The sequence below is a fragment of the Caldimonas sp. genome (assembly GCF_046291045.1).
GTDB lineage: Bacteria > Pseudomonadota > Gammaproteobacteria > Burkholderiales > Burkholderiaceae_C > Caldimonas.
In genome coordinates this window covers 1-21842 of record NZ_JBKBSL010000035.1, presented here as the reverse complement: position 1 = coordinate 21842, position 21842 = coordinate 1, and the positions used below count along the sequence as shown (strand labels likewise).

Below are 21842 nucleotides of genomic sequence, written 5' to 3'. Positions count from 1 at the left end.
CGCCACTGTCAGTCGTCTGTGTGCACCTGCAGCCCTGCGCTGCGCCACTCCGGGAACCCGCCGCGGAACCAGTGCACCTTGGTGTAGCCGGCCTTCACGGCGGCATGGCTGGCCTTGTAGCTCTTCCAGCATTCGGCTCCGTTGCAGGCGAAGATCACCGGAACGCTTTTGTCGGCGGGCAATTGGGTCAGGTCGAACTTGTCGAGCGAGGGGTCGTAGTCGGCCTCCTTGGGGCTTTTCTCGACATAGGGGACGAGCTTGGCACCGGGCACGCGGCCGGCGCGGAATTCAGCCTCGGTGCGCGTGTCGATGTACTGCGCGCCGGACTGCAGGAGTTGCTGGACGGTCTTCGCATCGACGACCGTGGCCCCAGGCAAGGCCCGCGGGGTGAAGTAGCCCAGGGTCGAGACGTATTCGAAGTCGCGCTTGGACAGCGAGGCGAGCTTCACGCCCTGGGTGATGGCGCTGCTCTCGGCGATCGCAGCACGCACGGTGTCGGCGTTGATGCCGCTGCCGTCTTTGATCGCGACGCTCAACCCGGGTGAGGGCTTGCTCTGCAAGATGATGCGCACGGGCTCGCCGGCGGCGGCCCAGCGGTCATACACGGCGCGCTCGACAGCCACCACGTCGCAGCGACGCAAATGAAGGCAGGGCAGCAGCGCCTCCTGGTAGCGGGTCTCGTAGATGCCGCCGAAGTGGCGCTTGATGGTGGTGTTGGCCGCGTTGACCTCTCCGCGCACCAAGTAGGTCACGATGCTGTCTTGCAGGGGCAGGCCCAAACGCTTGCCAGCGGCGTCCTGCAGCGACTTCACGGGGCTGTCCTTGGGGACGACCAGCACGGCCTGCACGGGGGCATCGAGACCGACGACCGGGGTGTAGCCATAGCGCAGCGCGCTGCCAATCACATGAGCGGGCGCGACGAAGATGTCATGCAGGCGTGAGCGTGTGGTGGCCAGATCAACCGTGGCATCGGTGGACAAGGCGACCGCCGGCGTCAGCCGATCTTTGCGCAAAGCCGTTTCGACGGCGGTCTTCCACACGCTGTAGATCGCAAAGCGAGATTGCTCGCCTTGATCTCCCGGATTGATCAGCACCTTGGTCTGCGCCGCCAGCGGCCCGGCCGCCAGCGTCACAGCCGTCCCCACCGCGAGCACGGCGGCGCGAGAAATCATCGAGATGGTCATGTCGGTACCCCTGCACATCTTGAATGGTCATGAGCCAGGGCTCCGATGGGAGCCCTAGTGGGGCGAAAGATACCCGACATGCTGCGCCACCCAGGCGACACGTCAATGCTCGTCGCGGGCAAGCCCAGCTTCTTCGTTAAATCATGCTCGTCAAACGTGTCAATTGCAGCAATCGCCGATCGACAAATGAAACGAAATGTTACACGCAGCGCCCGCCATCGACCTCCAGGCAGGCGCCGGTGATGAACTCGGCCTCATCGCTGGCGAGGTAGAGTGCGGCGTTGGCAACGTCCAGCGGCCGGCTCAATCGGCCCAGCGGCACGGTGGCGATGAACTTTGCGCGGCGCTCGGGTGTGTCCTCGCCCATGAACTGCGCCAGCAGCGCCGTCTCGCCGGCCACTGGGTTGATGACGTTGACGCGGATGTTGTCGGGGCCGAGTTCGGCAGCCATCGAGCGGCTGGTGGTGATGGCCGCGCCCTTGCTGCCGTTGTACCAGGTGAGGCCGGGACGGGGACGCACACCGGCGGTGGAGGCGATGGTGATGAAGCAGCCATTCCTCTGCGAACGGAAGTGCGGCACGGCGTGCTTGGCGGTGAGGAAGAGGCTCTTCACGTTGACGGCATAGATGCGGTCGAACTCCTCCTCGCTCACCTCCAGCATCGGCCGGTTGCGATGGGTGGTGCCGGCGTTGTTGACGACGATGTGCAAGCCGCCGAAGTGGGCGATGCAGCCATCGACCAGGCGCTTGACATCGCCATCCTTGGACACATCGGCCTGGATGAAATGCGCCTGGCCACCAGCGGTGCAGATCTCGGCCGCCACGCGCTGCCCGCCCTCGGCGACGAGGTCGTTCACGATGACCTTGCAGCCCTCCTGCGCAAAGCGCTTGGCGATGCCTTCGCCAAAGCCGGAACCGGCACCGGTGACGATGGCGATCTTGTCCTTCAGTCTCATCGGAAACTCCTCAGTCGTGCTTGATGGCGATGGTTTTCACGCGCGTGAAGCTGATCAGGCCTTCGAGACCCTTCTCGCGCCCGTGGCCGCTGGCCTTGACGCCGCCGAAGGGCAGTTCCACCCCACCGGCCGCGCCGTAGTTGTTGATGAAGACCTGGCCGCAGCGCAAACGCTTGGCCAGGCGCAGCGCGCGCGAACCGTCGCGCGTCCACACGCCGGCCACCAGGCCGAAGCGCGTGCCGTTGGCCAGGCGCAACGCCTCGTCCTCGGTGTCGAAGGCCATGGCGGCGAGCACCGGCCCAAAGACCTCCTCCTGCGCCAGACGGTGGGCCGGCGGCACGTCGCGAAAGAGCGTGGGTGCGAAGTAGTAGCCGCCGTGCGGTGCATCGGTGACGATCTGGCCGTGGGCGGCGACGACGAGACCGTCGTCGCGGGCTTCGTGCACCATGTGCCGCACGTGGGCCAGCTGCGAGGCGCGAATCAGCGGGCCGCAGGCCAGGTCGGCCGCGGCCGGCCCCACGCGCAGCGCCGAGAAGGCCGCCGAGAGCTTCGCCAGCAGCGGCTCGTAGGCACCACGCTGCACCAGCAAACGGCTGCCGGCCGAGCAGGTCTGCCCGGCGTTCTGGACGATGGCGTTGACGATCACCGGCACAGCGGCATCGAGGTCGGCATCGTCGAACACCACCTGGGGCGACTTGCCGCCCAGCTCCAGTGTGACCGGCACGTGATTCGCCGCTGCAGCCTGGGCCACGCGGGTGCCGGTGGGCGGCGAGCCGGTGAAAGAGATGTGGTCCAGCCCCGGGTGGGCTGCCAGCGCCGCGCCCGCCTCGCTGCCCAGCCCGGTGACGATGTTCAAGGCCCCTTCGGGCAGGCCCGCTTCGGCCAACAGTTCGGCCAGGCGCAGCAGCGACAGGCAGGCGTCCTCGGCGGGCTTGACCACACAGGCGTTGCCCGCAGCCAGCGCCGCCCCCACCGAGCGGCCGAAGATCTGCAGCGGGTAGTTCCAAGGAATGATGTGGCCGGTCACGCCATGCGGTTCACGGTCGGCCAGCACGGTGTAGCCGGCCAGGTACGGCAACACCTGGCCGCCCACCTTGTCGGCCGCGCCGGCATAGAACTCGAAGTAGCGCGCCACCGCGGTGACGTCATTGCGTGCTTGGGTGAGGGGCTTGCCGCAGTCGCGCGACTCGATCTGCATCAGCTCGTCGGCGTGCCGCTGGATCAGCGCACAGGTGCGCGCCAGGACGCGCCCACGCTCCACGCCCGGCATGCGCCCCCAGGCGCCCTCGGCGGCGCGTCGGGCCGCGGCCACGGCCTGGTCGATCTCGGCCGCACCGCCCCGGGCGATCTCGGCAAAAACCTGGCCGTCGGAGGGGTCGATCACCGGCAGGGTGTCGCCGCTGGCAGAAGGCACGCGACGGTGCGCGATGAAGTGCAGGTGACGGGGGACGGTGTTCATGGCGGACTCCTTCTCTGCGCTCACTGCGGACCGATCGCCGGGCCGGCAGCCGGGGCGGCAAACACCAGGTCGCGCAGGCTCAGACTGAGGCCTGGAACATAGGTGATGATCATCAGGCAGCCCAGGATCACGAGCACGAAGGGCAACAAGTGCCGAATGATCTGGTCGAGCGAGATGCGCGCCACGGTGCAAGCGGCGAAGAGGTTGACCCCGAAGGGCGGCGTGATCATGCCCATGGCCAGGTTGACCACCATGATGATGCCGAAATGCACCGGGTCGATACCGAAATGCGCGGCCACCGGCACGAGGATGGGGGCCAGCACGATGATGGCCGCCGAGGTCTCGATGAACATGCCGATCACGAAGAGCGCGGCGTTCACGCCCAGCAGGAACCAGGCCGGCGAGCGCAGCACCTCGGTGAGCCACTGGCCCAGCGCATCGGGGACGCCGGCGCGGGTGATGAGGTAGGCGAACAGGCCGGCGTTGGCGATGATGAACATGATCACCGCGCTGGAGATGACCGACTTGCGCAGCACGGGGAGCAGGTCGCGCAAGCTGAGCTCGCGGTGGATCAGGAAGCCCACGATCAAGGCATAGAAGACCGCCACCACCGAGGCTTCGGTGGGCGTGAAGATGCCGCCATAGATGCCACCGAGGATGATGACGGGCATCAGCAGCGCCCAGCCGGCGCGGCCCGCGGCCTGTAGCACCGGCTGGCGGCCATCGCCATCGTGCTTGCCCCAGCCCTTCCAGCGGCAATAGAGGTAGACGAAGAGCATCAGCACGCCGCCGATCAACAGGCCCGGGCCGATGCCAGCGATGAAGAGCTCGCCGATCGACACCTCGGCCGAGACGCCGAAGAGGATCATCGGGATGGACGGGGGAATCACCACCCCCAGCTCGGCCGAGGTGGCCTGCAACGAGGCGGCGTAGCTCCTCGGGTAGCCGTGCTGGATCAACGCGGGCACCAAGATGGCCCCGATCGCGAAGGTGGTAGCCACCGACGAGCCCGACACCGCGGCAAAGATCATGCAGGTGAGCACGCAGGTCATCGGCAGGCCGCCCTGCACGCCGCCGACGAGGGATTTGGCGAACTCCACCAGACGACGCGAGATGCCGCCGGTCTCCATCAGGTTGCCAGCCAGGATGAAAAAGGGGATGGCCGCCAGTGGGAATTTGTCGATGGCGGTGAACATCTCCTTGGGGGCCAGGATGAGCTTGTCGGCTTCGAAGATGGCCATGCCCAGCATGGCCGCGCCGCCGATGGACACGGCGATCGAGACGCTGAAGGCAAAGCCCAGCAGCATCGTGACGAGCAAGGTGAACGACATCAGCAGATCCTTGGTGCCGAGCGGATGACGCGCGTCATTGCGCGGTGTCGAGTTCTTGGTGGCGGGGGTCGATGTGGTGGGCTGCCACGGCCACCATCGCCAGCAGCGCCCCCACGGGCAGCGCCGCATAGGCCCAGCCCATGGAAATGTCCATGCTGGCGAAGGTCTGGAAACGCACCCGCCACGACAGGTCGATGCCGTACCACACCAGAACGGCCAGGAAGGCCAGACTGCTGGCGGTGATGACGCCGTGCACGAAACGACGCCAGGCGCCGGTGGACAGGCGCAGCATCAGGTCCACCGACACCAGCGCGCCCTGGCGAAAGGCCGCCACGACCCCCAGCATCACCATCCAGATCAGCAAGCGGCGCATGGCCTCCTCGGTGAAGGTGGACGGCTGCGACAGCACGAAACGCGACACCACCTGCCACAACCCCAGGCAAGCGATCACGGCGAGCAAGGCGCAGGCGACGTGGAGCGCCACGGCCTCCACCGCCCGGTCCACCCCGCGCAACACACTTCTCATCACACCCATCTCCACCGTCCCAAGTGAGTTTGGTGATTCGCCAGCAGCCCCCTGACCCGCAAGGTGCCAGCCACCGCCGCGGATCGGTCTGGGTCGGTCCGTCAGCGGCGGCCCCTGGAGGGGGCACGAAGCCCTCAGGGGTGGGCCTTACCGCACCGCCTGAATCGCCGCGATCCGGTCGGCGCCGAACTCCTTGGCGAACTGAGCATAGGCCGGGGCCACCGCCTTGCGGAAGCTCTCGCCATCGACCTTTTCGACCACCTGCATGCCATCGGCCTTGAGCTGGGCAATGCCGTTGTTTTCGTCGTCGTTGACCTTCTTGCGCTGGGCCGCGGCCCCTTTCTTGGCGGCCTCGACGAACACTTTCTTGTCGGCATCGGACAACTTGTTCCACACCGCTGGAGAGAGGATCAGCACGGCCGGCGAGTACACATGGCCAGTGAGCGACAGGTGTTTTTGGACCTGCGAGAACTTGGACGACAGGATCACCGGGATCGGGTTCTCCTGGCCATCGACCGTGCCCTGCTGCAGCGCGGTGAACAGCTCGGGGAAGGGCATGGGCGTGGGCAGGATGCCGAAGGTCTTGTAGCCGTCCATGTGCACCTTGTTTTCCATCGTGCGCATCTTCAGACCCGCCGCATCGGATGCCTGCACGATGGGACGCTTGGAGTTGGTCATGTGACGGAAGCCGTTCTCCGTCCAGGCCAGGCCGATCAGTCCCTTGGTGGCCATCTTCTTGAGCAGGTCCTGGCCGATGGGGCCGTCCATCACCTTGCGGGCGTGGTCGTAGTCGCGGAAGAGGAAGGGAATGTCGACGATCTTGACCTCCGGCACGAAATTGCCCAGCGGGCCGGTGGAGGTGTTCACCAGGTCCTGCGTGCCCAGTTGCACCGCCTCGATCTGCTCGCGCTCGCCACCCAGAGCAGAGTTGGGGAAGTGCTGGCACTTGTAGCGGCCCTGCGTGCCCTTCTCGACCTCGTCGCAGAACACGGTGGACCCCACGCCGTAGTGCGACTGCGGCGAGGTGGCGTAGCCGATCTTGAGCACGGTTTGCGCCTGGGCCGCGGCGGCCAGTCCCAGACCGGCGGCAACGAGGGCAACGATGGACTTGAGTTTCATGGGCTTGTCTCCTGTGGTGAGTGGGGGAGTGGAGGAAAGAACGGTCTTCTTGTTGTGGTAACCAACGGAAATTCAGCAAGACGACAGCGCCTGAGCATTGCGCACGGCCTCCCGATGGTCGCGCACGTATTGCCGCACGACACTGTAGAAATCACGATCCGGGGTCAGCCCAAGGCTGCTCGCGCGCGCGTTGTCGAATCGCGAGGGCCAGCCGCCAACGATGCGCGCGATGGCGGCATCAGGCTCGAAGCGCACGAGCCGCCGGGCTTCCTCCCCGCCCACTTCGCGCAGCGCGTCGAGCATCTGCTGCACGGTGACGGTGAGCGCCGGCAGGTTCAAGGCCGTGCGCCCGCCGAACGCTTCGCGACTGGCCTCGGCCACGGCTATCAGACCGGCCATCGTGGTGGCCGGCGAGGCCAGCGCTACCGCCGTGTCGGGCGCCACCGGGCAGACGGCGTGCTGTCCGGCCAGCGGCTCGCGCACGATGCCCGACAGGAATGAGGACGCCGCACCGTTGGGCCGCCCGGGCCGCACCGACACCGTCATCAGGCGCGCGGCGCGGCCGTCGATGTAGCCCTTGCGGGTGTAGTCGGCCACGAGCTGCTCGCAGATGAATTTGTGAATGCCGTAGCTCGACTGCGGCGTGGGCAGGGTACGGTCGTCCACCACGGCCGGCAGCGGCAGCGCGGGGTCCGATCCGTACACCGCCACGGAGCTGGAGAAGACGAACAGCGGCACCGGCCCGCCCCGGCTCGACTGCACCCGGCAGGCGTCGAGCAGCGCACGCGTGGCATCGAGGTTGGAGCGCAGGCCCAGGTCGAAGTCGGCCTCGCACTCGGCCGAGACGGCCGACGCCAGGTGAAAGACCGCATCGAACGGCTCGGCGGCCAGCACAGGCAACTGGCCGAGCAAGTCGCCCACCTGCATCTGCACCCGAGCGTCCTCGCGCAAAGCGGGGTCGCGTGCTTCGGCCAGGTCGGCCAGCACGAGCCGCTCGATGCGCTGCCCTCGCAGGCGGCCGCGTTGCAGCAGTTCGCGCGCCAGACGTGCGCCGAGGAAACCGGCCCCGCCGGTGATCAGCACTTTCATGCTTGCGCCTCCTTGTAGGGCGCAAACCAGCCCAGACCTTCCGAGGTGCCCTCGCTCGGACGGTATTCGCAGCCGATGTAGCCTTCGTAGCCCAAGGCGTCGATTTCGTCGAAGAGCCAGCGGTAGTTGACTTCGCCGGTGTCGGGCTCGTGACGCTGCGGCACACCAGCGATCTGCAGGTGGCCCACGCCGTCGATGTGGCGCTTCAAGCGCATCAGCAAGTCGCCTTCCATGATCTGGCAGTGGTACAGGTCCATCTGCACCTTCAGGTTGGAGGCTCCCACTTCAGCCACCACGTCGTGCGCCTGCTGCTGGTGGGTGAGGAAGTAGCCCGGCATGTCGCGGGTGTTGATGGGTTCGATCAGCGCGGTGATGCCGTGTGCAGCGAACTGGGCAGCGGCATGCCGCAGGTTGGCCACGTAGGTGCGCCGCATCGCCTCGCGGTCGGCGCCGGCGCTCGCCACGCCGGCCATCACGTGCAGGCGGCGGCAGCCGGTGGCCTGGGCGTACACCAAAGCCTGCTGCACGCTGGCGGCGAATTCGTCCTCACGGCCCGGCAGTGCGGCCAGGCCCCGCTCACCGCCGGCCCAGTCGCCAGGAGGCAGGTTGAACAAGGCTTGCGTGAGGCCCTGCTCACGCAGCCGCTTCGCGATCTCGGCGGGCGCATAGGCATAGGGAAAGAGGAACTCGACAGCCTTGAACCCATCGGCCGCGGCGGCGGCGAAGCGGTCCAGGAAATCGTGCTCCGTGTACATCATCGACAGGTTGGCGGCGAATCGGGGCATGGTCGGGTCTCACCAGCACGCGCCGAAGTGGCGGCGCAGTTCTTCGATCTGCGGATCGGTCAAGGGCGCAGGCTTGCGGTGGCACATCAGCCACAGCTTCGCGGTTTCCTCCAGCTCTTCCAACGTGGCCATGGCCTGTGCCGGGCTTGGGCCCCACACCACGGGGCCCAGGCGGTCGAGCATCACGGCGCGCAGCTGTGCGCCCCGCTGCGCGGCCTGCGTGATGGCTTGCACCACCGCCTCGGCCACGGCCGGGTCGCCCGGGCGGTGGTAGGGAATCAGTGGCACATGGCCCACCTTCATCACGTAGTAGGGCGTCAGCGGCGGCACGATGTCATCCGCGCTCCACGCGCCTTGCAGCGTGAGTGCCACGAGGTGGGTGGAATGGGTGTGGAGGATGCAGCGCGCCTCGGGCGCGGCGTCGTAGAGGTGCCGATGCAGGGCCAGCGTCTTGCTGGCGCGCTCGCCGCTGCGCTGCACGCCACGGGCATCCACCCAGGCCAGTTGGCTGGGTTCCAGGAAACCCAAGCAGGCATCGGTGGGCGTGATCAGGAAGCCGCTGCCTTGCGCCTCGTCGAGCCGCACGCTGATGTTGCCCGCCGTGGCATGCACGTAGGCGCGCTCGAAGAGCGAGCGGCCGATGCGGCAGATCTCCACGCGCAGAGCGTCTTGGTGGTTCATCACGCCACCTGCCCCAAGGCCTTGCTGAAAAAGTCGATGCTGCCGAAGTTGCCCGACTTGAGCGCCAGCAGCAGCGGCCGGCCCTCGGCCTGCGTCCAGGGTACGCCCGGGTCGATGGGCGCGCCGATGCGCAGTTGCTGCACGCCCAGGGCCTTCACCACGGCGCCGGAGGTTTCGCCCCCGGCCACCACCAGGCGGCGCACGCCTGCCTCGACCAGGCCCTGCGCGATCGTGGCGAGGCACTGCTCCACCGACGCCCCCGCCCGCTCGGCACCCAGTTCCGCCTGGATCGTTCGCACCTCCTCGGGCAACGCCGTGGCATAGATGAGGACCGGCTGTCCGGCCAGCCGATCACGCGCCCAGGCCAGGGCCTGGGCTGCCACGGGGCGGCCTTGCGCAAGCTCGCGCGCATCGATGCGCAGCGCGGGCCGGCCCGCCTCGATCCAGTGCTGCACCTGCGCGTGGGTGGCCCCCGAACACGAGCCCGAGAGCACCGCCGCCGCACCGCCCACGGCAGGCAGCACAGCCGCCTGGGCATCGGGCCGGATCCAGCCGCGCGCCGCATACACCGCGGGCAGACCCAGGGCCACGCCCGAGCCAGCGGTGATCAGCGGCAGCTCGGCACAGGCCGCCGCGAGGGTGCGCAGATCCTCGTTGTCGATGGCGTCGGCCACGGCCAGGCGCACACCCTCGGCGCGCAACCGGGCCACGCAGTCCCGCACGGCTTGCACACCTTGCCCGACCGTGTCGTAACTCACCAGACCCACCCGGCCGCGCGACTGCGCTTGCAACACGCGCACCAGGTTCGCATCCGTCATCGGGGTGAGCGGGTGCTGTCGCATCCCGGAGTCGGACAGCAACTGGTCGCCCACGAACAGGTGCCCGCGAAACACGGTGCGACCGTTCTCCGGGAAGGCGGGGCAGGCGATGGTGAAATCGCTGTCCAGCGCTTCCAGCAAGGCCTCGGCCACCGGACCGATGTTGCCCGCGGGCGTGGAGTCGAAGGTGGAGCAGTATTTGAAGTAGAACTGGCGCGCACCGGCCACCTGCAGCCAACGCAAAGCCGCAAGCGAATCGGCCACGGCCTGAGCCGCCGGCGTGGTGCGCGATTTCAACGCCACCACCACCGCATCGGCTTTTGGCGGCGAACCTTCGGGAACTCCCATCACTTGCACCGTGCGCATGCCCGCGCGCACCAGCATGCTGGCTACGTCGGTGGCGCCGGTGAAATCGTCGGCGATGACGCCCAGCACCGTCATGTCGAGGCTCCCTGGGGCAGTTGGATGCCGGGGAAGATCTTGATCACCGCGCTGTCGTCCTCGCTCCCAAGGCCGGCGGCGGCGGCCTGCAGGTACATCTGGTGGGCTGACGCCGCCAGCGGCAGCGGCATCGTGAACTTGCGCGCGGCATCCAGCACGATGCCCAGATCCTTCACGAAGATGTTCACGGCCGAGCGCGGCCGGTAGTCGCCCGACAGGATGTGGGGCACGCGGTTCTGGAACATCCAGCTCATGCCGGCCGAGTGGCAGATCACCTCGTAGAGCTGGGCCGGGTCGGCCCCGGCGCGCAGACCCAGCGCCATGGCTTCGGCAGCCGCTGCGATGTGCACACCGGCCAGGTGCTGGTTGACCATCTTCACCGTCGAGCCGATGCCCGCGGCATCGCCCAGACGGTAGACCTTGCCGGCCAGGGCCTCGAGCACGTCGCCGGCGGCTTCGAAGGCTTCGGGTCGGCCCGAGGCCATCACCGTCATCTGACCTTGGGCAGCCTTGGCGGGGCCGCCGGAGACGGGGCCGTCGATCAACCACAGGCCGCGCTCCAGCAGGCGGGACTCCCATTGCGGCGGCAGGGACGGATCCACCGTGGCCGAGGCCACCACCACCGAGCCGGGCTTCAGGTGCTCGGCCACCGCGCCGCTGCCAAAGAGCACGTCTTCGGTCTGCGCGGCATTGACCACAAGGATGAGCACCACGTCGCACTGCACGGCCAGTTCGGCCGGGCTGGCGGCCACGCGGCCGCCTTCTTCGGCAAAAGCTTCGCGGGCTTCGGCGCGCGGGTCGCAGCCCCAGGTGGGCACGCCCCTGCGATGGGCCGAGAGCGCCGCGCCCAGGCCCATGGAGCCCAGGCCGATCACGCCCAGGGTTTTGGATGTCATGCGGCAGATCCTTTCAAGGGGTCGCGACGCGGCACCAGCGCAGCGCTGAGGGCCGCGCGCACCGACGCATCGGCCTCCTCGATGCGGCGAGCCGCCCGCAGCATGTGGGTGGTGGCGGCCCGCCGGGCCCGCTCGGAGTCGTGGGCAGCGATGGCCTGCGCGATGTCGCGGTGCTCGGCCCGCACCTGTTCCATGAAGTCCTCACGCATCGCCTCGTTGGCGCGCGTCACGGTCATCGCATCGCGCTGGTACTGCTCGAGGAACCCCAGCAGACGCGTGAACTGGGGGTTGCCGGTGGCTGTCGCGATGGTGCGATGAAAGTGCAAATCCTCTTCGACACCATCGCCACCAGCCGCCACCGCTGCATCGATGGCAGCCAGCGCCGACAGGATGCGCTCCACCGCGGCGGCGTCGGCGCGCTGGGCTGCCAAGGCGGCCACCTCGCCTTCCAGCGCCCGGCGCACCTCGACGATCTGCACCACGGCCTCCAGGGAATGCAGCACGGCCGGATCGAAGGCCAGCGGCCTGGCCCGCGAGACAGGCGCCACGTACACCCCCGAGCCCTGGCGCGACACCAGCAGCCCCATGGACTTGAGCCGGCTCACCGCCTCGCGCACGACGGTGCGCGACACGCCGTGGCGCTCGGCCAGCTCCTGTTCGGTGGGCAGGCGATCCTGGGGGCGCAGTTCGCCGCGCTCGATGCGCTCGCGCAGCAGGTCGGCCAACTGGTCTGACAGACGCTCCGGCGCTTGCAGGGGTTCAGAAGGGCTGACCTGTCGTTTCATCAGGTCATCATACAAATCTGAGCGCCCTATCCCATTCGGGAGAACCCGGCTGTCACGCGGGACGACCGGCCGCGGGAGCGGCGACACCCATCAGCGCCATGCGCGCCCCGGCATGGGGGCTCACCCACACGTCCCCGTGTACCCACACGCCGTGCAGAAGTCGCACCCGTCCTTATGGATGACCGTCATGTTCCCGCACTCGGGGCAGCGGCTGCCGGCCATGGGGGTGGTGGCCTTGGGTGGCGAGCCCTCGGCGTGGGGCGCTTGGAGGATGCCCATCTCGCGCACCGGGAAGCCGTCTTCATCGAGCACGCCCAGCATCGCGTAGCGGTGGATGATGAGGCGGGCCATGTAGGCCACAGTGGAGGGCCAGGTCTGCTGGCGGCGTTCGCCATGGGGCAGGCCGGGCACGAAGGCCATGAAGTGGCCCAGGGGTTCGGCATAGTTGAGCAGCTTGCGCAGCTTCATGCCGATCCAGGCCGGATCGATCACGCGCATGTCGAGCGAGAGCACGCGGGCCAGGCCGTCCATGGCGCGCGGGTAGTTGCCTGACAGCCCCATGGCACAGGGCCGAGTGATGGGCGTGCCATCGGGGCCCGGCAGGGTCACCTCCTTGAGCGTGAGTGTGAAGGATTCGCCGGTGGCGGGGTTGTCGATGTCCACCGACCAAGCCAGGGTGCCCGAGGTGCCGGTGCGCGGTTCGTCGCGGCTGAACATGGCATCGAGCACCGGCGTGGCGCGCTCCAGGGCGCTGTCCTTCCACACGCCCAGCTGCTCGCAGCGCCAGCGGATGACGGCGGCCGTGGCCGCCACCACACCGGGGAAGCGGCGCGGCTCGCCGTGCGGCGGGAAGGGCATGTCGAAGGCACGTTCTTCGGCCACGGTGGCCAGGGCGTCGAGCTTGAGTTGCAGCCAGGCGCTGTCATTGGCGCGCAGGTCCATCGACAGGGTCTTGGCCATGGCGCCCAGGCCGCGCGGCTGCTCGGCGCCGTTCACCCACACTTCGAAAGGCAAGGAGCGCCCAGCCTGTGCGCCCTCGCCCGGGAGTTCCCCCACGAAGAGCGCAAACTCGCCAAAGGGGTGGCGGATCATGAAGGTCCAGGCCGGGTTGCCGGCGGGCAGATCCGGGCGGCCCGGCCAGCGCAGCGAAGCCAGCACAGGCGCGGGCAAGCGGTCGAGCGCCATGCGGCGGTTGGCGTCGCCGGCCACCAAAGCCTGGGGTTGAGGCGTGCTGGGCGCCACGCTCAGCACCGAGCCCAGCACGGCATTGGGCCGGTAGGTGGCCAGACCCTTGAGGCCGGATTTCCAGGCGCGCAGGTACAGATCCTGGAAGTCGGCATAGGGATAGTCGGCCGGCACGTTCACGGTCTTGGAGATGGCCGTGTCGATGCACGGCGCCACCGCAGCCACCATCTCCTGGTGGGCGCTGGCGCTCATCTCCAGGGCGGTGACGAAGGCGTCGGTGAGCGGCGCGTCCTCGCCTTTCAAGTGACGGTACAGGCGCCAGGCGTGGTCTTCGACGGCGTATTCCTTGAAGGTGCCGTCGGGCATGCGCTTCTTGCGCGAGTACGTCCAGCTGAAGGCAGGCTCGATGCCGTTGCTGGCGTTGTCGGCGAAGGCCAGGCTGATGGTGCCGGTGGGCGCGATGGACAGCAGGTGCGAGTTGCGGATGCCGTGGGCGCGGATGCGGTCCTTCAGCGGCTGGGGCAGGCGCGAGGCGAAGGCCCCGCGTGAGAGGTAGAGATCGGCGTTGAACAACGGGAAGGGGCCTCGCTCCTGCGCGAGCGCCACCGAAGCCTCGTAGGCCGCGTCGCGCATCACCTCGCTGATGCGGCGCGCCGTGGCCCGCGCCTCGGGCGTGTCGTAGCGCTGGCCCAGCATGACCAGGGCATCGCCCAGGCCGGTGAAGCCCAGGCCCACGCGGCGCTTGTGGCGGGCCTCTTCCTGCTGCTGGGGCAGCGGCCAGTAGGTCACGTCGAGCACATTGTCGAGCATGCGCACGGCCACGCGGCACAACTCGGCAAAAGCCGCCTCGTCGAAGCGGGCCCCGGGCTCGAAGGGCTCGCGCACGAAGCGCGTGAGGTCGATGGAGCCGAGGCAGCAGCAGCCGTAGGGGGGCAGGGGTTGCTCAGCGCAAGGATTCGTGCTCGCGATCGTCTCGCAGTACCCGAGGTTGTTGTCGTCGTTGATGCGGTCGATGAAGAGCACGCCCGGCTCGGCGTGGTCGTAGGTGGAGCGCATGATCTGGTCCCACAGATCGCGCGCGGCGACGCGGCGGTAGACCCACAAGCCGTCGGCACGCTGGTGAGCGCCGGCCGCCTTTTGGGCCGGGCCAGGCTCGGCGCGGTGCACCAGCTCCACTTCGGTACCGGCCTCCACGGCCTGCATGAAGGCATCGGTCACGGCCACCGAGATGTTGAAGTTGCGCAGGTCGCCGCTGTCCTTGGCGTGGATGAACTCCTCCACGTCGGGATGGTCGCAGCGCAGCACACCCATCTGGGCACCCCGGCGCGCGCCGGCGGATTCCACCGTCTCGCAGGAACGGTCGAACACGCGCATGTAGCTCACCGGCCCGGAGGCGCTGGATTGGGTGCTGCCCACCCAGGCGCCGCGCGGGCGGATGCGCGAGAAGTCGTAGCCCACGCCACCGCCCCGGCGCATGGTTTCGGCCGCTTCGGTCAGCGCCGTGTAGATGCCGGGATGGCCTTCGTCCAGGTGCGAGATGGAGTCGCCCACCGGCTGCACGAAACAGTTGATCAGCGTGGCCGACAGCTCGGTGCCGGCCGCCGAGAGAATGCGCCCGGCCGGGATGAAACCCTGACGCTGGGCGTCAAAGAAGCGTTGCTGCCACGACGCGCGCTGCTCGGGCGCCTCGACCTCGGCCAGGGCCCGCGCCACCCGGGCGCGCACATCGTCCAGTGTGCGCTCGTCGCCCTTGGCGTACTTCTCGAGCAGCACCTCCTCGCTGATCGCCTGGGCAGGCAGGGTCGAAGCATCCGAGCGGACGGGGGACGAGATGTCGGGCATGGGCGGTCTCCTGTTGAGGGCCACGGGATCATTGAAAGCGCTTTGCCGCCGGCTGTCGAGAGGCGACCGCGCCGGCGCAGGGGTGGCAGCGCACGTTAAGGCTCGGGGAGATCCCGCGGGTTGACCTGGGTCAGCCGACTCTGGCAAGTCGGTGCAGGCGCAGCAGACTTGCGCCAAGGCAAGACCGGGGTGGCGTCGGGCCGGTATCGTGGGTCGCTCACCTGCCCTGCCGTTGGACTGCCATGCCCCATCCCTCTGCCCCTTTGACGCTGGCCTACTCCTGCTCGGGCTGCTCCAGCGCGGCCCAGATGGCCAACCACCTTGCGCTGCGCCTGGACCGCGAGGGTCTGGCCGAGATGTCGTGCATCGCCGGCGTGGGCGGCGATGTGCCAAGCCTGTTGCGAAAACTGCACGAGGCGGTGGGCGGCGGCCGGCCGGTGCTGGCCATCGATGGGTGTGCTCTGGCCTGCGTGAAGCACAGCCTGGCGCGCCACGGCATCGTGCCCACGGCCCATGTGCAGCTGGGCGAGCAAGGCGTGCGCAAGGCCTACCACGCCGACTTCGACCCCGCACAGGCCGACACCGCCTACGCCGGCCTGCGCGAGCGGGTGCAGGCGATGAACGCGTTGGCGACCCCCAGCGCAAGCGAATGCAACGGCCATGGCCGGTGCCGCTGCACCGGGGCTTGAGCGCGGGCCGGACAACGGCGATGATGAAAGCTCTGCGCCCGCGCCTGCCATGAGTGAGCGCCCCCCCCCCGCCCTGCCCTGCCCGATGAAGCCGCGCTGCGTGACGCGCTGCAAAAGGTGCGCGACCCCGAGATCGGCGAGAGCATCGTCGATCTGGGTCTGGTCGAATCCATCCGATGCAGCCCGCAGGGGGTGCAGGTCACGCTCATTCCCACCAGTGCCACCTGCCCGATGGCCGACGTGATGATCGACGACGCGGCCGAAGCGCTGCGCCGGACCTGCCCCGAGGGCACGCCGGTGGACGTGCGGATGGACTGGGACATCCCCTGGAGCCCGGCCCGCCTGAGCCCGGCGCTGAAGGCGCGCTTCGGTTGGTGAAGCCCGCCGCGGCCTCCTCGCCGGATGCGGCCCTGCGCCGTGGGGCGGTGGCGCTGTGCGCGCTGCTGGCCGCCGCCAACCTGCTGCAGGGCCTGGGTGGCGGCTTGGCACGCCTGGGCTGGGGCGGCGTGGGTTCCGGGGCCCTGGGCCTGCATGGCGCGGTCATGGTCTGCGGCTTCTTCGGCACGCTCATCTCGTTGGAGCGGGCAGTGGCCTTGCGTCATGGCCTGGGCTATGCCGTGCCGTTGCTGGCGGCCTTGGGAGGCGTGGCCGCCTGGGGCCCGGGTGCTGCGTCCCTGGCCTTGGGGTTGTGGGCGCTGGCCAGTGCCGGTCTGGTCGGGCTGTACTTGTGGGCCGGACACACGCGGGCCTGGTCGCTGCACCTGGGGGTCGAGGCCCTGGGGGCCGCCTGCTGGGGGCTGGGTGTAGCAGCCTGGGCCTTGAACGACGCCGAGGCCGCCTTGCGCGCTTGGATGGCCTTCTTGGTGCTCACCATCGCCGGCGAGCGGCGCGAGCTGATGCAGATGCGCCGGCTGCCCCGGGGTGTGCGCGTGGGCTTTGTCGTGGTGGTGGGCGTGGCCCTGGCGGCGGTGCTGCTGGGGCTGATGGATGCCCTGGCGGGCACCGCAGGCCGCACCGCCGCCGCTGTGCTGTGGTGGGTCGCCTGCGCGGCGTTGGCCCTGTGGCTGCTGCGCTGGGACTTCGCGCCGCGCCAGTGGGCGGCCCCGCAATGGCCCGGCCACACGGCGCAGTGTCTGAGCGTGGGCTACGGCTGGCTGGGCATCGCGGCATTGCTGGGCCTGGCCGGCCTGGCGGGTGTGCCCACGGCCACCCAGGCCGCCGGCCATGCCTTGTGGCTGGGCTTCGTGTTTGCGATGGTGTTCGGCCATGCGCCCATCATCCTGCCGGCGCTCGCCCGGTGGCGGCCAGCCTACGTGCCCTGGGCCCGCTGGGCCATCGTGCTGCTCAGTGCCAGTCTGGTGCTGCGCGTCGTCGGCTCGATAGCCGGTCATGCGGCGGCGCAGGCCTGGGCCGGTGCCGGACATGCCCTGGCCATCGTGTGGTTCGCGCTGGCCATGGTCACCGGCCTGTGGGCCGGGAGAAGGACTTGAACGTGGGCGCCAGGCGGTCCATGATGGGCATCACCTCCAGGAGTTTGCGATGGCCCTGCCCCATGCCCAAGCCCGCGATGTGATCGACCTGCAGCCCCTGGGCCCCGCGATCGCGCACACCCCCAGCACCAGCCTCATCAAGACAGCGCGGCTGCAGCTGATGCGGGTGGTGCTGCGCGCCGGTCAGTCGCTGCCCGAGCACCAGGTGCCGGGTGAGATCACCATCCAGGGGCTGGAAGGCGAAGCGGTGGTGACCACCGCCGAGGGCGAGCGGGTGCTGAAGGCACAGCAGCTCGTGCTGCTGCCCGGCGGCGAGCCGCACGCCGTGCACGCGTGCACCGATTGCTCGCTGCTGGTCACCGTGCGGCTGGGCGGCCCCTGATCAGCGCGGTGGCCACAGTGGGCCCAGCGCATCGAGCGTGTTCTTCAGGATGAGGCCGTACTCGGTGTCGCCTTCCATCACCAGGGCGCGCTCGAAAAAGAGGCGATCGGCATCCTCCTGCCCGCGCATCAGGCGCAGGTAGCTGGCCGCATCGGCGGCGATGCGCAGCGTCACGTCGCCGCCGTCGGGCGCCGGGTGGAAGCCGCGCTCGTCCAGGCGCAGCCGGCAGCGCAGCCCCAGGTCGGACACGGCAATCTCGACGACGCGGTGTGACAGCAAGGCGCGCTCCGGCTCACCCAGGCGGGGCCGGAGCAGCCGGTTGAGCGCCAGTGCCAGCACCTGCGACGGCGGACGGATGGGCAGGCGCTGCACCAGTGAGCGCAGGGCCTGTGGAGGGGCCGGCCAACGGGCTGGAGCCGAAGTAGCGTTCATGCAAATACCTGCTGCAATCCGGCCTGCCGGTGGGCGAAGCCGTTGACGAGCCCACCGGGCAGGCTCAGGGCATCCAGGGCGATGCGGGCCTCATCCACCCGTGTGCCCCGGTGATAGACCCGGTCGAACCACTGCAGCACCTCGGTGAAGCGCTGGCTGCACGGCGACAGGCGCACTCGACGCACCCCCGCGGCGCGCAAGGCCTGGGCTTCGCCGATCAGGCAGTGCTGTGCAGCCGACTGCGTCTGGATGCCGTTGAGCGCCAGGAAGGGCTCGCCCTCAGTGGTGGACAACAGCAGGCCATCGGGATGCTCGAGGCAGCGGAAGCCACATTCGTCCTTGGGCAGATGGAAGTGGCGCGCCGTGAAGCAGCGCGCCGAAAACGCCAGTGGCAACCGCCCAAAGCCGAACACCTCGGTGATCAACGGCTCGTTGCGCAAGGTGCACACCGGCTGTTCGGGAGGATTGATGCGCGCGATCGCATCCAGCGAGAGTTCAAGCGGGGCGACCCAGCGCATGGCCCCCAGTCGGGCATGCTCGGCCAGGGCGGGACGGCTGTAAACGTTGACGTGCGGGCCCAGCACGAAAGGCCGGCCGGCCAGCAGGCGCAACGCCGAGGCATCGCCCGCCTCCACCAAGAACTCGCCCTGCTCGGCGATGCGGCGCAGGCTGCGCAGCTCGGCTTCCGATTCGATCAGCGCCTGGCTGGCCAGCACCACTTCCTTGCCCGCAGCCGCCAGATCGCGCGCCAGGTCGCGCCAGTCGTCGAGCTTCATCTCGTGGCGGCGCGAGCACACCACCTCCCCCAGCACCACGGTGTCGGCGGGCGATTCGGCGATCTCGGCGTAGAACTCGATCAGGGTCTTGCGCGGCCAGTAGTACAGCACCGGGCCGACGGTGAAGGCGATGCGATCGTTGCTCATTGCCAGGGCCTGTTGTACGCGCCGAGGGTGTGCTGCTGGCCTTCGGCCCAGCGGCCCAGGTCGGCCACCCACTGGGGCTGGACGGTGTAGCGCGCCGGCTGCGCGGCGCAGTGATCGATGGCCTGGCGCCACACGCGCGTGACCTGCTCGACATAGGCAGGGCTGCGCTGGCGGCCCTCGATTTTGATCGCGGCCACACCGATCTCCATCAGCTGCGGCAGGATGGCCAGGGTGTTGAGGCTGGTGGGTTCTTCCAGCGCATAGTCGCGCACACCTTCCACATGGAAGCGGCCCTTGCACAGCGTGGGGTAGCCGCGCGGCTCGTCGGGCGCGTACACGTCGATGAGCACCTCATTCAGCCTCGCCTGCACGCCCCGCGGGCCATCGACCCATCTCACCGCAGAGGGCGGCGAACACACGCCCGCGGTGTTGGGCGACTGGCCCGTGGCATACGACGACAGTGCGCAGCGCCCCTCGACCATCACGCACAAGCTGCCGAAGCCGAAAACCTCGACCTCGGCCCGGGTATGGCGTGCCACATGGCCCACCTGCGACAAGGTGAGCACGCGCGGCAGCACGGCCCGCTGGATGCCGTAGCGCTCGCGGTAGAACTCGATGGCCTCGTAGGTGGTGGCCGAGGCCTGCACCGACAGATGAAGACGCAGAGAAGGCTGATGGTCACGCGCATAAGCCATCACGGCCACATCGGCGCAAATCAGCGCATCGGCGCCAAGCTCGGCCGCCACATCGACGGCCCGGTACCAGCGCTCGGGCTCACGCGCATCGGCGTAGGTGTTCAAGGCCATCAACACCTGGGCGCCGCGCCGGTGGGCGTAAGCGATGCCCTCGCGCGCCTGGGCGAGGTCGAAATTCAGGCCGGCAAAATTGCGCGCGTTGGTGGCGTCCTTCAGCCCCAGATAGACGGCATCGGCCCCCGCATCCACCGCCATCGTGAGTGCACGCAATGAGCCGGCCGGGCAGACGAGTTGAGGTTTGACGGATGGGAGCATGCAGGAAGGACGCAGGTCACGAGACCGGTGGACTCTAGGCAGTCTCGGCGCCCAGGGTTTTGTCGGCGGTCAAAACCCGGCCCCCTGTCGGGGCGAGGGCTTGCTCCGCCGGTCACGGGGAGGACAATGCAATGGCCGGTGGGTGGCCCCCGGCTGCCCCGGCAGCTTCACACAGGAGGTTGGCATGGATCGCAAACTGCATTTGCTGGACACCTTCATCGCTCAAGGGGCCGATGGCCGGCGCTACAAAGTCAAAGCCTTCGAGCAGCTCGTGCGCGACCCCTCGCTTGCCGACGGGCAGGATCATTGGGAGCCCACGGGAGTGGCCGAACTCCACCTGGACAGCGGGGAGCTCGTCGACATGCGCGCCGATGGGCGCATGCGGGTGGTGAGTACCGGGATGGAGCTCGTACGGCATTGAGCCACCAACTCACCCCATTTGCATCGAATCGGCGCGGCATATTCACGATCTGACACGATCCTGAAATCCTGAATCCGCAGCGGGATGGCGGGCGGCTGTTAGCATGACGCCTTCCGAGTGCCCCCGGGTGATCCACGCCCGGCCCCCTCCGGGCGGCAGAAAGCCTGGGGCATGGTCCGGCGTCCCCTTGAGAGCGATCAGGCACCGTGCAAGACAGCCGTTCTTCGCCCGCATTCACGCGGGTTCCGTCTTTCTTTGAGCCGACGCAAGCCCTGCGTCGGCGTCTACTGGGCCGCTTGGCGATGGCGCCGGTGGCGCTGACCCTGCCCGGGCTGGCCCGTAGCAACCCGAGCCAAGCTTCTTGCGGCTTTCGCACGCTCGAGTTCCTCCACCTGCACACCGGCGAGCGCCTGACAGTCGAGTACTTCAGCGCCGGCCGGTACGTGCCCGACGCCCTGCAAGCCGTGAACCATCTGTTGCGGGACTTCCGCACCAACGACGTGGCCGAGATGGATCCGGCCCTGCTCGACCTGCTGCACCGGCTGCGCGAAACAACCGGCAGCCGTCGGCCCTTCGAAGTCATTTCTGCCTACCGCTCGCCCAGGACGAACGAGATGCTGCAACGCCGCAGCGCGCACAGCGGCGTGGCCACCACCAGCCTGCACATGCGCGGCCAGGCCATCGACATCCGTCTGGGCGACGTGGCCTTGCCCAAACTGCGCGATGCCGCACTGTCCTTGCAGGCTGGCGGCGTGGGCTACTACGCCCAGTCGAACTTCGTGCACGTAGACACCGGGCGCGTGCGCAGTTGGTGAGGCCCTGCAACGCTCCACCACACAGGCTCGTCGATGGAGCTGGGCATCAACGCTGCACCCCGGCTCTTATGGTCCGCCTACAACGCCCCAGGCCGCGGCCGCAGCGTGGCCGTGATGGCCTCCCACAGCGCCAGCACCTGGCCTTCGCTCAAGGTGGCGCGCGTCAGATCCGGGATCTTGGCCTTTTCCTCCAGGCTGCGCGGCAGCGAGGGGATGTAGTGGCCGTTGAACATCAGCATCTTGAAAAACGGTGCCGAGCGGCCCTCGACCGACTGATCGGTCTGCAAGACAGCGCTGTGCCCCGGTACACGGGCCGAGGTCACTTGGTCCGGCTCACGGGCCGCAGACTCTTCATAGGTTCTGCCATGAATCACCCGTTGCTGCAGCCGTAGCAACTCGGAGCCCGAATGCTTCATTTGGCGCTCGATTTGCCTGCGCCTTTGGATCAAGCCGGTATCGGGGTGTGACCTTGCCCCTGAAAAGTGGAGTTCTTGGTCCTTGTTGAAAATGCCGACAAGGAGTCAAGGAATGACAGCAGCAAAGCAGGTGCGTGCGCAGTACACGCAGGAGTTCAAGTTGGAGGC

The 21842-nt window shown here is 68.5% G+C and carries 23 protein-coding genes; 6 read left to right on the top strand and 17 right to left on the bottom strand.

What is annotated here, in order from left to right; genetic code table 11:
• Nucleotides 1-8 precede the first annotated feature (8 nt).
• The 13 genes from ACK4ZD_RS12415 to ACK4ZD_RS12355 all read right to left on the bottom strand — a co-directional run bounded on the left by ACK4ZD_RS12415 (nt 9) and on the right by ACK4ZD_RS12355 (nt 15096).
• Nucleotides 9-1184, bottom strand: coding sequence for a rhodanese-like domain-containing protein (locus ACK4ZD_RS12415; protein ID WP_409662484.1), 1176 nt, complete (start codon nt 1182-1184; stop codon nt 9-11).
• Between the two features lie 199 nt (nt 1185-1383).
• Nucleotides 1384-2139 carry an SDR family oxidoreductase gene (locus ACK4ZD_RS12410; RefSeq protein WP_409662482.1) on the bottom strand — a complete coding sequence of 252 codons (756 nt, stop codon included), beginning with the start codon at nt 2137-2139 and terminating at the stop codon, nt 1384-1386.
• Nucleotides 2140-2149: 10 nt separating this feature from the next.
• On the bottom strand, nt 2150-3598 hold the full coding sequence (locus ACK4ZD_RS12405; RefSeq protein WP_409662479.1) for an aldehyde dehydrogenase family protein: 1449 nt from the start codon (nt 3596-3598) through the stop codon (nt 2150-2152).
• Between the two features lie 20 nt (nt 3599-3618).
• Nucleotides 3619-4929 carry a TRAP transporter large permease gene (locus ACK4ZD_RS12400; RefSeq protein WP_409662476.1) on the bottom strand — a complete coding sequence of 437 codons (1311 nt, stop codon included), beginning with the start codon at nt 4927-4929 and terminating at the stop codon, nt 3619-3621.
• Between the two features lie 34 nt (nt 4930-4963).
• On the bottom strand, nt 4964-5455 hold the full coding sequence (locus tag ACK4ZD_RS12395) for a TRAP transporter small permease (protein WP_409662473.1): 492 nt from the start codon (nt 5453-5455) through the stop codon (nt 4964-4966).
• A 147-nt stretch (nt 5456-5602) separates the two neighbouring features.
• Nucleotides 5603-6574 (bottom strand): TRAP transporter substrate-binding protein, encoded by a 972-nt coding sequence (locus ACK4ZD_RS12390; protein WP_409662470.1) that lies wholly within the window; start codon nt 6572-6574, stop codon nt 5603-5605.
• Between the two features lie 72 nt (nt 6575-6646).
• Complete coding sequence (gene denD / locus ACK4ZD_RS12385) at nt 6647-7663, bottom strand: D-erythronate dehydrogenase (protein WP_409662467.1); 1017 nt, start codon at nt 7661-7663, stop codon at nt 6647-6649.
• Nucleotides 7660-8448, bottom strand: coding sequence for a 2-oxo-tetronate isomerase (gene otnI, locus ACK4ZD_RS12380; protein ID WP_409662464.1), 789 nt, complete (start codon nt 8446-8448; stop codon nt 7660-7662). The genes denD and otnI overlap by 4 nt, the downstream gene beginning before the upstream one ends.
• A 9-nt stretch (nt 8449-8457) precedes the next feature.
• Nucleotides 8458-9129: an aldolase gene (locus ACK4ZD_RS12375; protein ID WP_409662461.1), complete on the bottom strand. Its 672-nt coding sequence runs from the start codon at nt 9127-9129 to the stop codon at nt 8458-8460.
• Nucleotides 9129-10388, bottom strand: a complete 1260-nt coding sequence (otnK, locus tag ACK4ZD_RS12370; protein WP_409662459.1) for a 3-oxo-tetronate kinase — start codon at nt 10386-10388, stop codon at nt 9129-9131. Before otnK ends, ACK4ZD_RS12375 begins: the two co-directional genes overlap by 1 nt.
• Entirely contained in the window at nt 10385-11284 is a 900-nt protein-coding gene (gene ltnD, locus ACK4ZD_RS12365; RefSeq protein ID WP_409662456.1) for an L-threonate dehydrogenase, read from the bottom strand. Before ltnD ends, otnK begins: the two co-directional genes overlap by 4 nt.
• Nucleotides 11281-12069, bottom strand: coding sequence for a FadR/GntR family transcriptional regulator (locus ACK4ZD_RS12360; protein ID WP_409662453.1), 789 nt, complete (start codon nt 12067-12069; stop codon nt 11281-11283). The genes ltnD and ACK4ZD_RS12360 overlap by 4 nt, the downstream gene beginning before the upstream one ends.
• Nucleotides 12070-12189: 120 nt before the next feature.
• Nucleotides 12190-15096 (bottom strand): adenosylcobalamin-dependent ribonucleoside-diphosphate reductase, encoded by a 2907-nt coding sequence (locus ACK4ZD_RS12355; RefSeq protein ID WP_409662451.1) that lies wholly within the window; start codon nt 15094-15096, stop codon nt 12190-12192.
• A gap of 242 nt (nt 15097-15338) precedes the next feature.
• On the opposite strand from ACK4ZD_RS12355, the gene ACK4ZD_RS12350 reads away from it, so the two are divergent.
• The 4 genes from ACK4ZD_RS12350 to ACK4ZD_RS12335 all read left to right on the top strand — a co-directional run bounded on the left by ACK4ZD_RS12350 (nt 15339) and on the right by ACK4ZD_RS12335 (nt 17657).
• Nucleotides 15339-15785 (top strand): putative zinc-binding protein, encoded by a 447-nt coding sequence (locus ACK4ZD_RS12350; RefSeq protein WP_409662448.1) that lies wholly within the window; start codon nt 15339-15341, stop codon nt 15783-15785.
• Between the two features lie 78 nt (nt 15786-15863).
• Nucleotides 15864-16163 (top strand): metal-sulfur cluster assembly factor, encoded by a 300-nt coding sequence (locus ACK4ZD_RS12345; RefSeq protein WP_409662516.1) that lies wholly within the window; start codon nt 15864-15866, stop codon nt 16161-16163.
• Nucleotides 16160-17275, top strand: coding sequence for a hypothetical protein (locus ACK4ZD_RS12340; RefSeq protein WP_409662445.1), 1116 nt, complete (start codon nt 16160-16162; stop codon nt 17273-17275). The genes ACK4ZD_RS12345 and ACK4ZD_RS12340 overlap by 4 nt, the downstream gene beginning before the upstream one ends.
• 49 nt (nt 17276-17324) lie before the next feature.
• On the top strand, nt 17325-17657 hold the full coding sequence (locus tag ACK4ZD_RS12335; RefSeq protein ID WP_409662442.1) for a cupin domain-containing protein: 333 nt from the start codon (nt 17325-17327) through the stop codon (nt 17655-17657).
• Here ACK4ZD_RS12335 and ACK4ZD_RS12330 read toward each other — a convergent pair whose 3' ends face one another.
• The 3 genes from ACK4ZD_RS12330 to ACK4ZD_RS12320 are packed head-to-tail and all read right to left on the bottom strand — an operon-like array spanning nt 17658 to nt 20022.
• Complete coding sequence (locus ACK4ZD_RS12330) at nt 17658-18089, bottom strand: SCP2 domain-containing protein (RefSeq protein ID WP_409662440.1); 432 nt, start codon at nt 18087-18089, stop codon at nt 17658-17660.
• Nucleotides 18086-19012: a U32 family peptidase gene (locus ACK4ZD_RS12325; protein ID WP_409662437.1), complete on the bottom strand. Its 927-nt coding sequence runs from the start codon at nt 19010-19012 to the stop codon at nt 18086-18088. Before ACK4ZD_RS12325 ends, ACK4ZD_RS12330 begins: the two co-directional genes overlap by 4 nt.
• Nucleotides 19009-20022 carry a peptidase U32 family protein gene (locus tag ACK4ZD_RS12320; protein ID WP_409662434.1) on the bottom strand — a complete coding sequence of 338 codons (1014 nt, stop codon included), beginning with the start codon at nt 20020-20022 and terminating at the stop codon, nt 19009-19011. The genes ACK4ZD_RS12325 and ACK4ZD_RS12320 overlap by 4 nt, the downstream gene beginning before the upstream one ends.
• A gap of 184 nt (nt 20023-20206) precedes the next feature.
• Between ACK4ZD_RS12320 and ACK4ZD_RS12315 the strand changes: the two genes are divergently transcribed.
• The gene (locus ACK4ZD_RS12315) at nt 20207-20443 is read left to right on the top strand and encodes a hypothetical protein (protein ID WP_409662431.1); all 237 of its coding nucleotides are present in this window, start codon (nt 20207-20209) and stop codon (nt 20441-20443) included.
• Between the two features lie 302 nt (nt 20444-20745).
• Entirely contained in the window at nt 20746-21258 is a 513-nt protein-coding gene (locus tag ACK4ZD_RS12310) for a DUF882 domain-containing protein (protein ID WP_409662513.1), read from the top strand.
• A 77-nt stretch (nt 21259-21335) separates the two neighbouring features.
• Here ACK4ZD_RS12310 and ACK4ZD_RS12305 read toward each other — a convergent pair whose 3' ends face one another.
• Nucleotides 21336-21767 (bottom strand): T6SS immunity protein Tli4 family protein, encoded by a 432-nt coding sequence (locus tag ACK4ZD_RS12305; RefSeq protein ID WP_409662510.1) that lies wholly within the window; start codon nt 21765-21767, stop codon nt 21336-21338.
• Between the last annotated feature and the right edge of the window lie 75 nt (nt 21768-21842).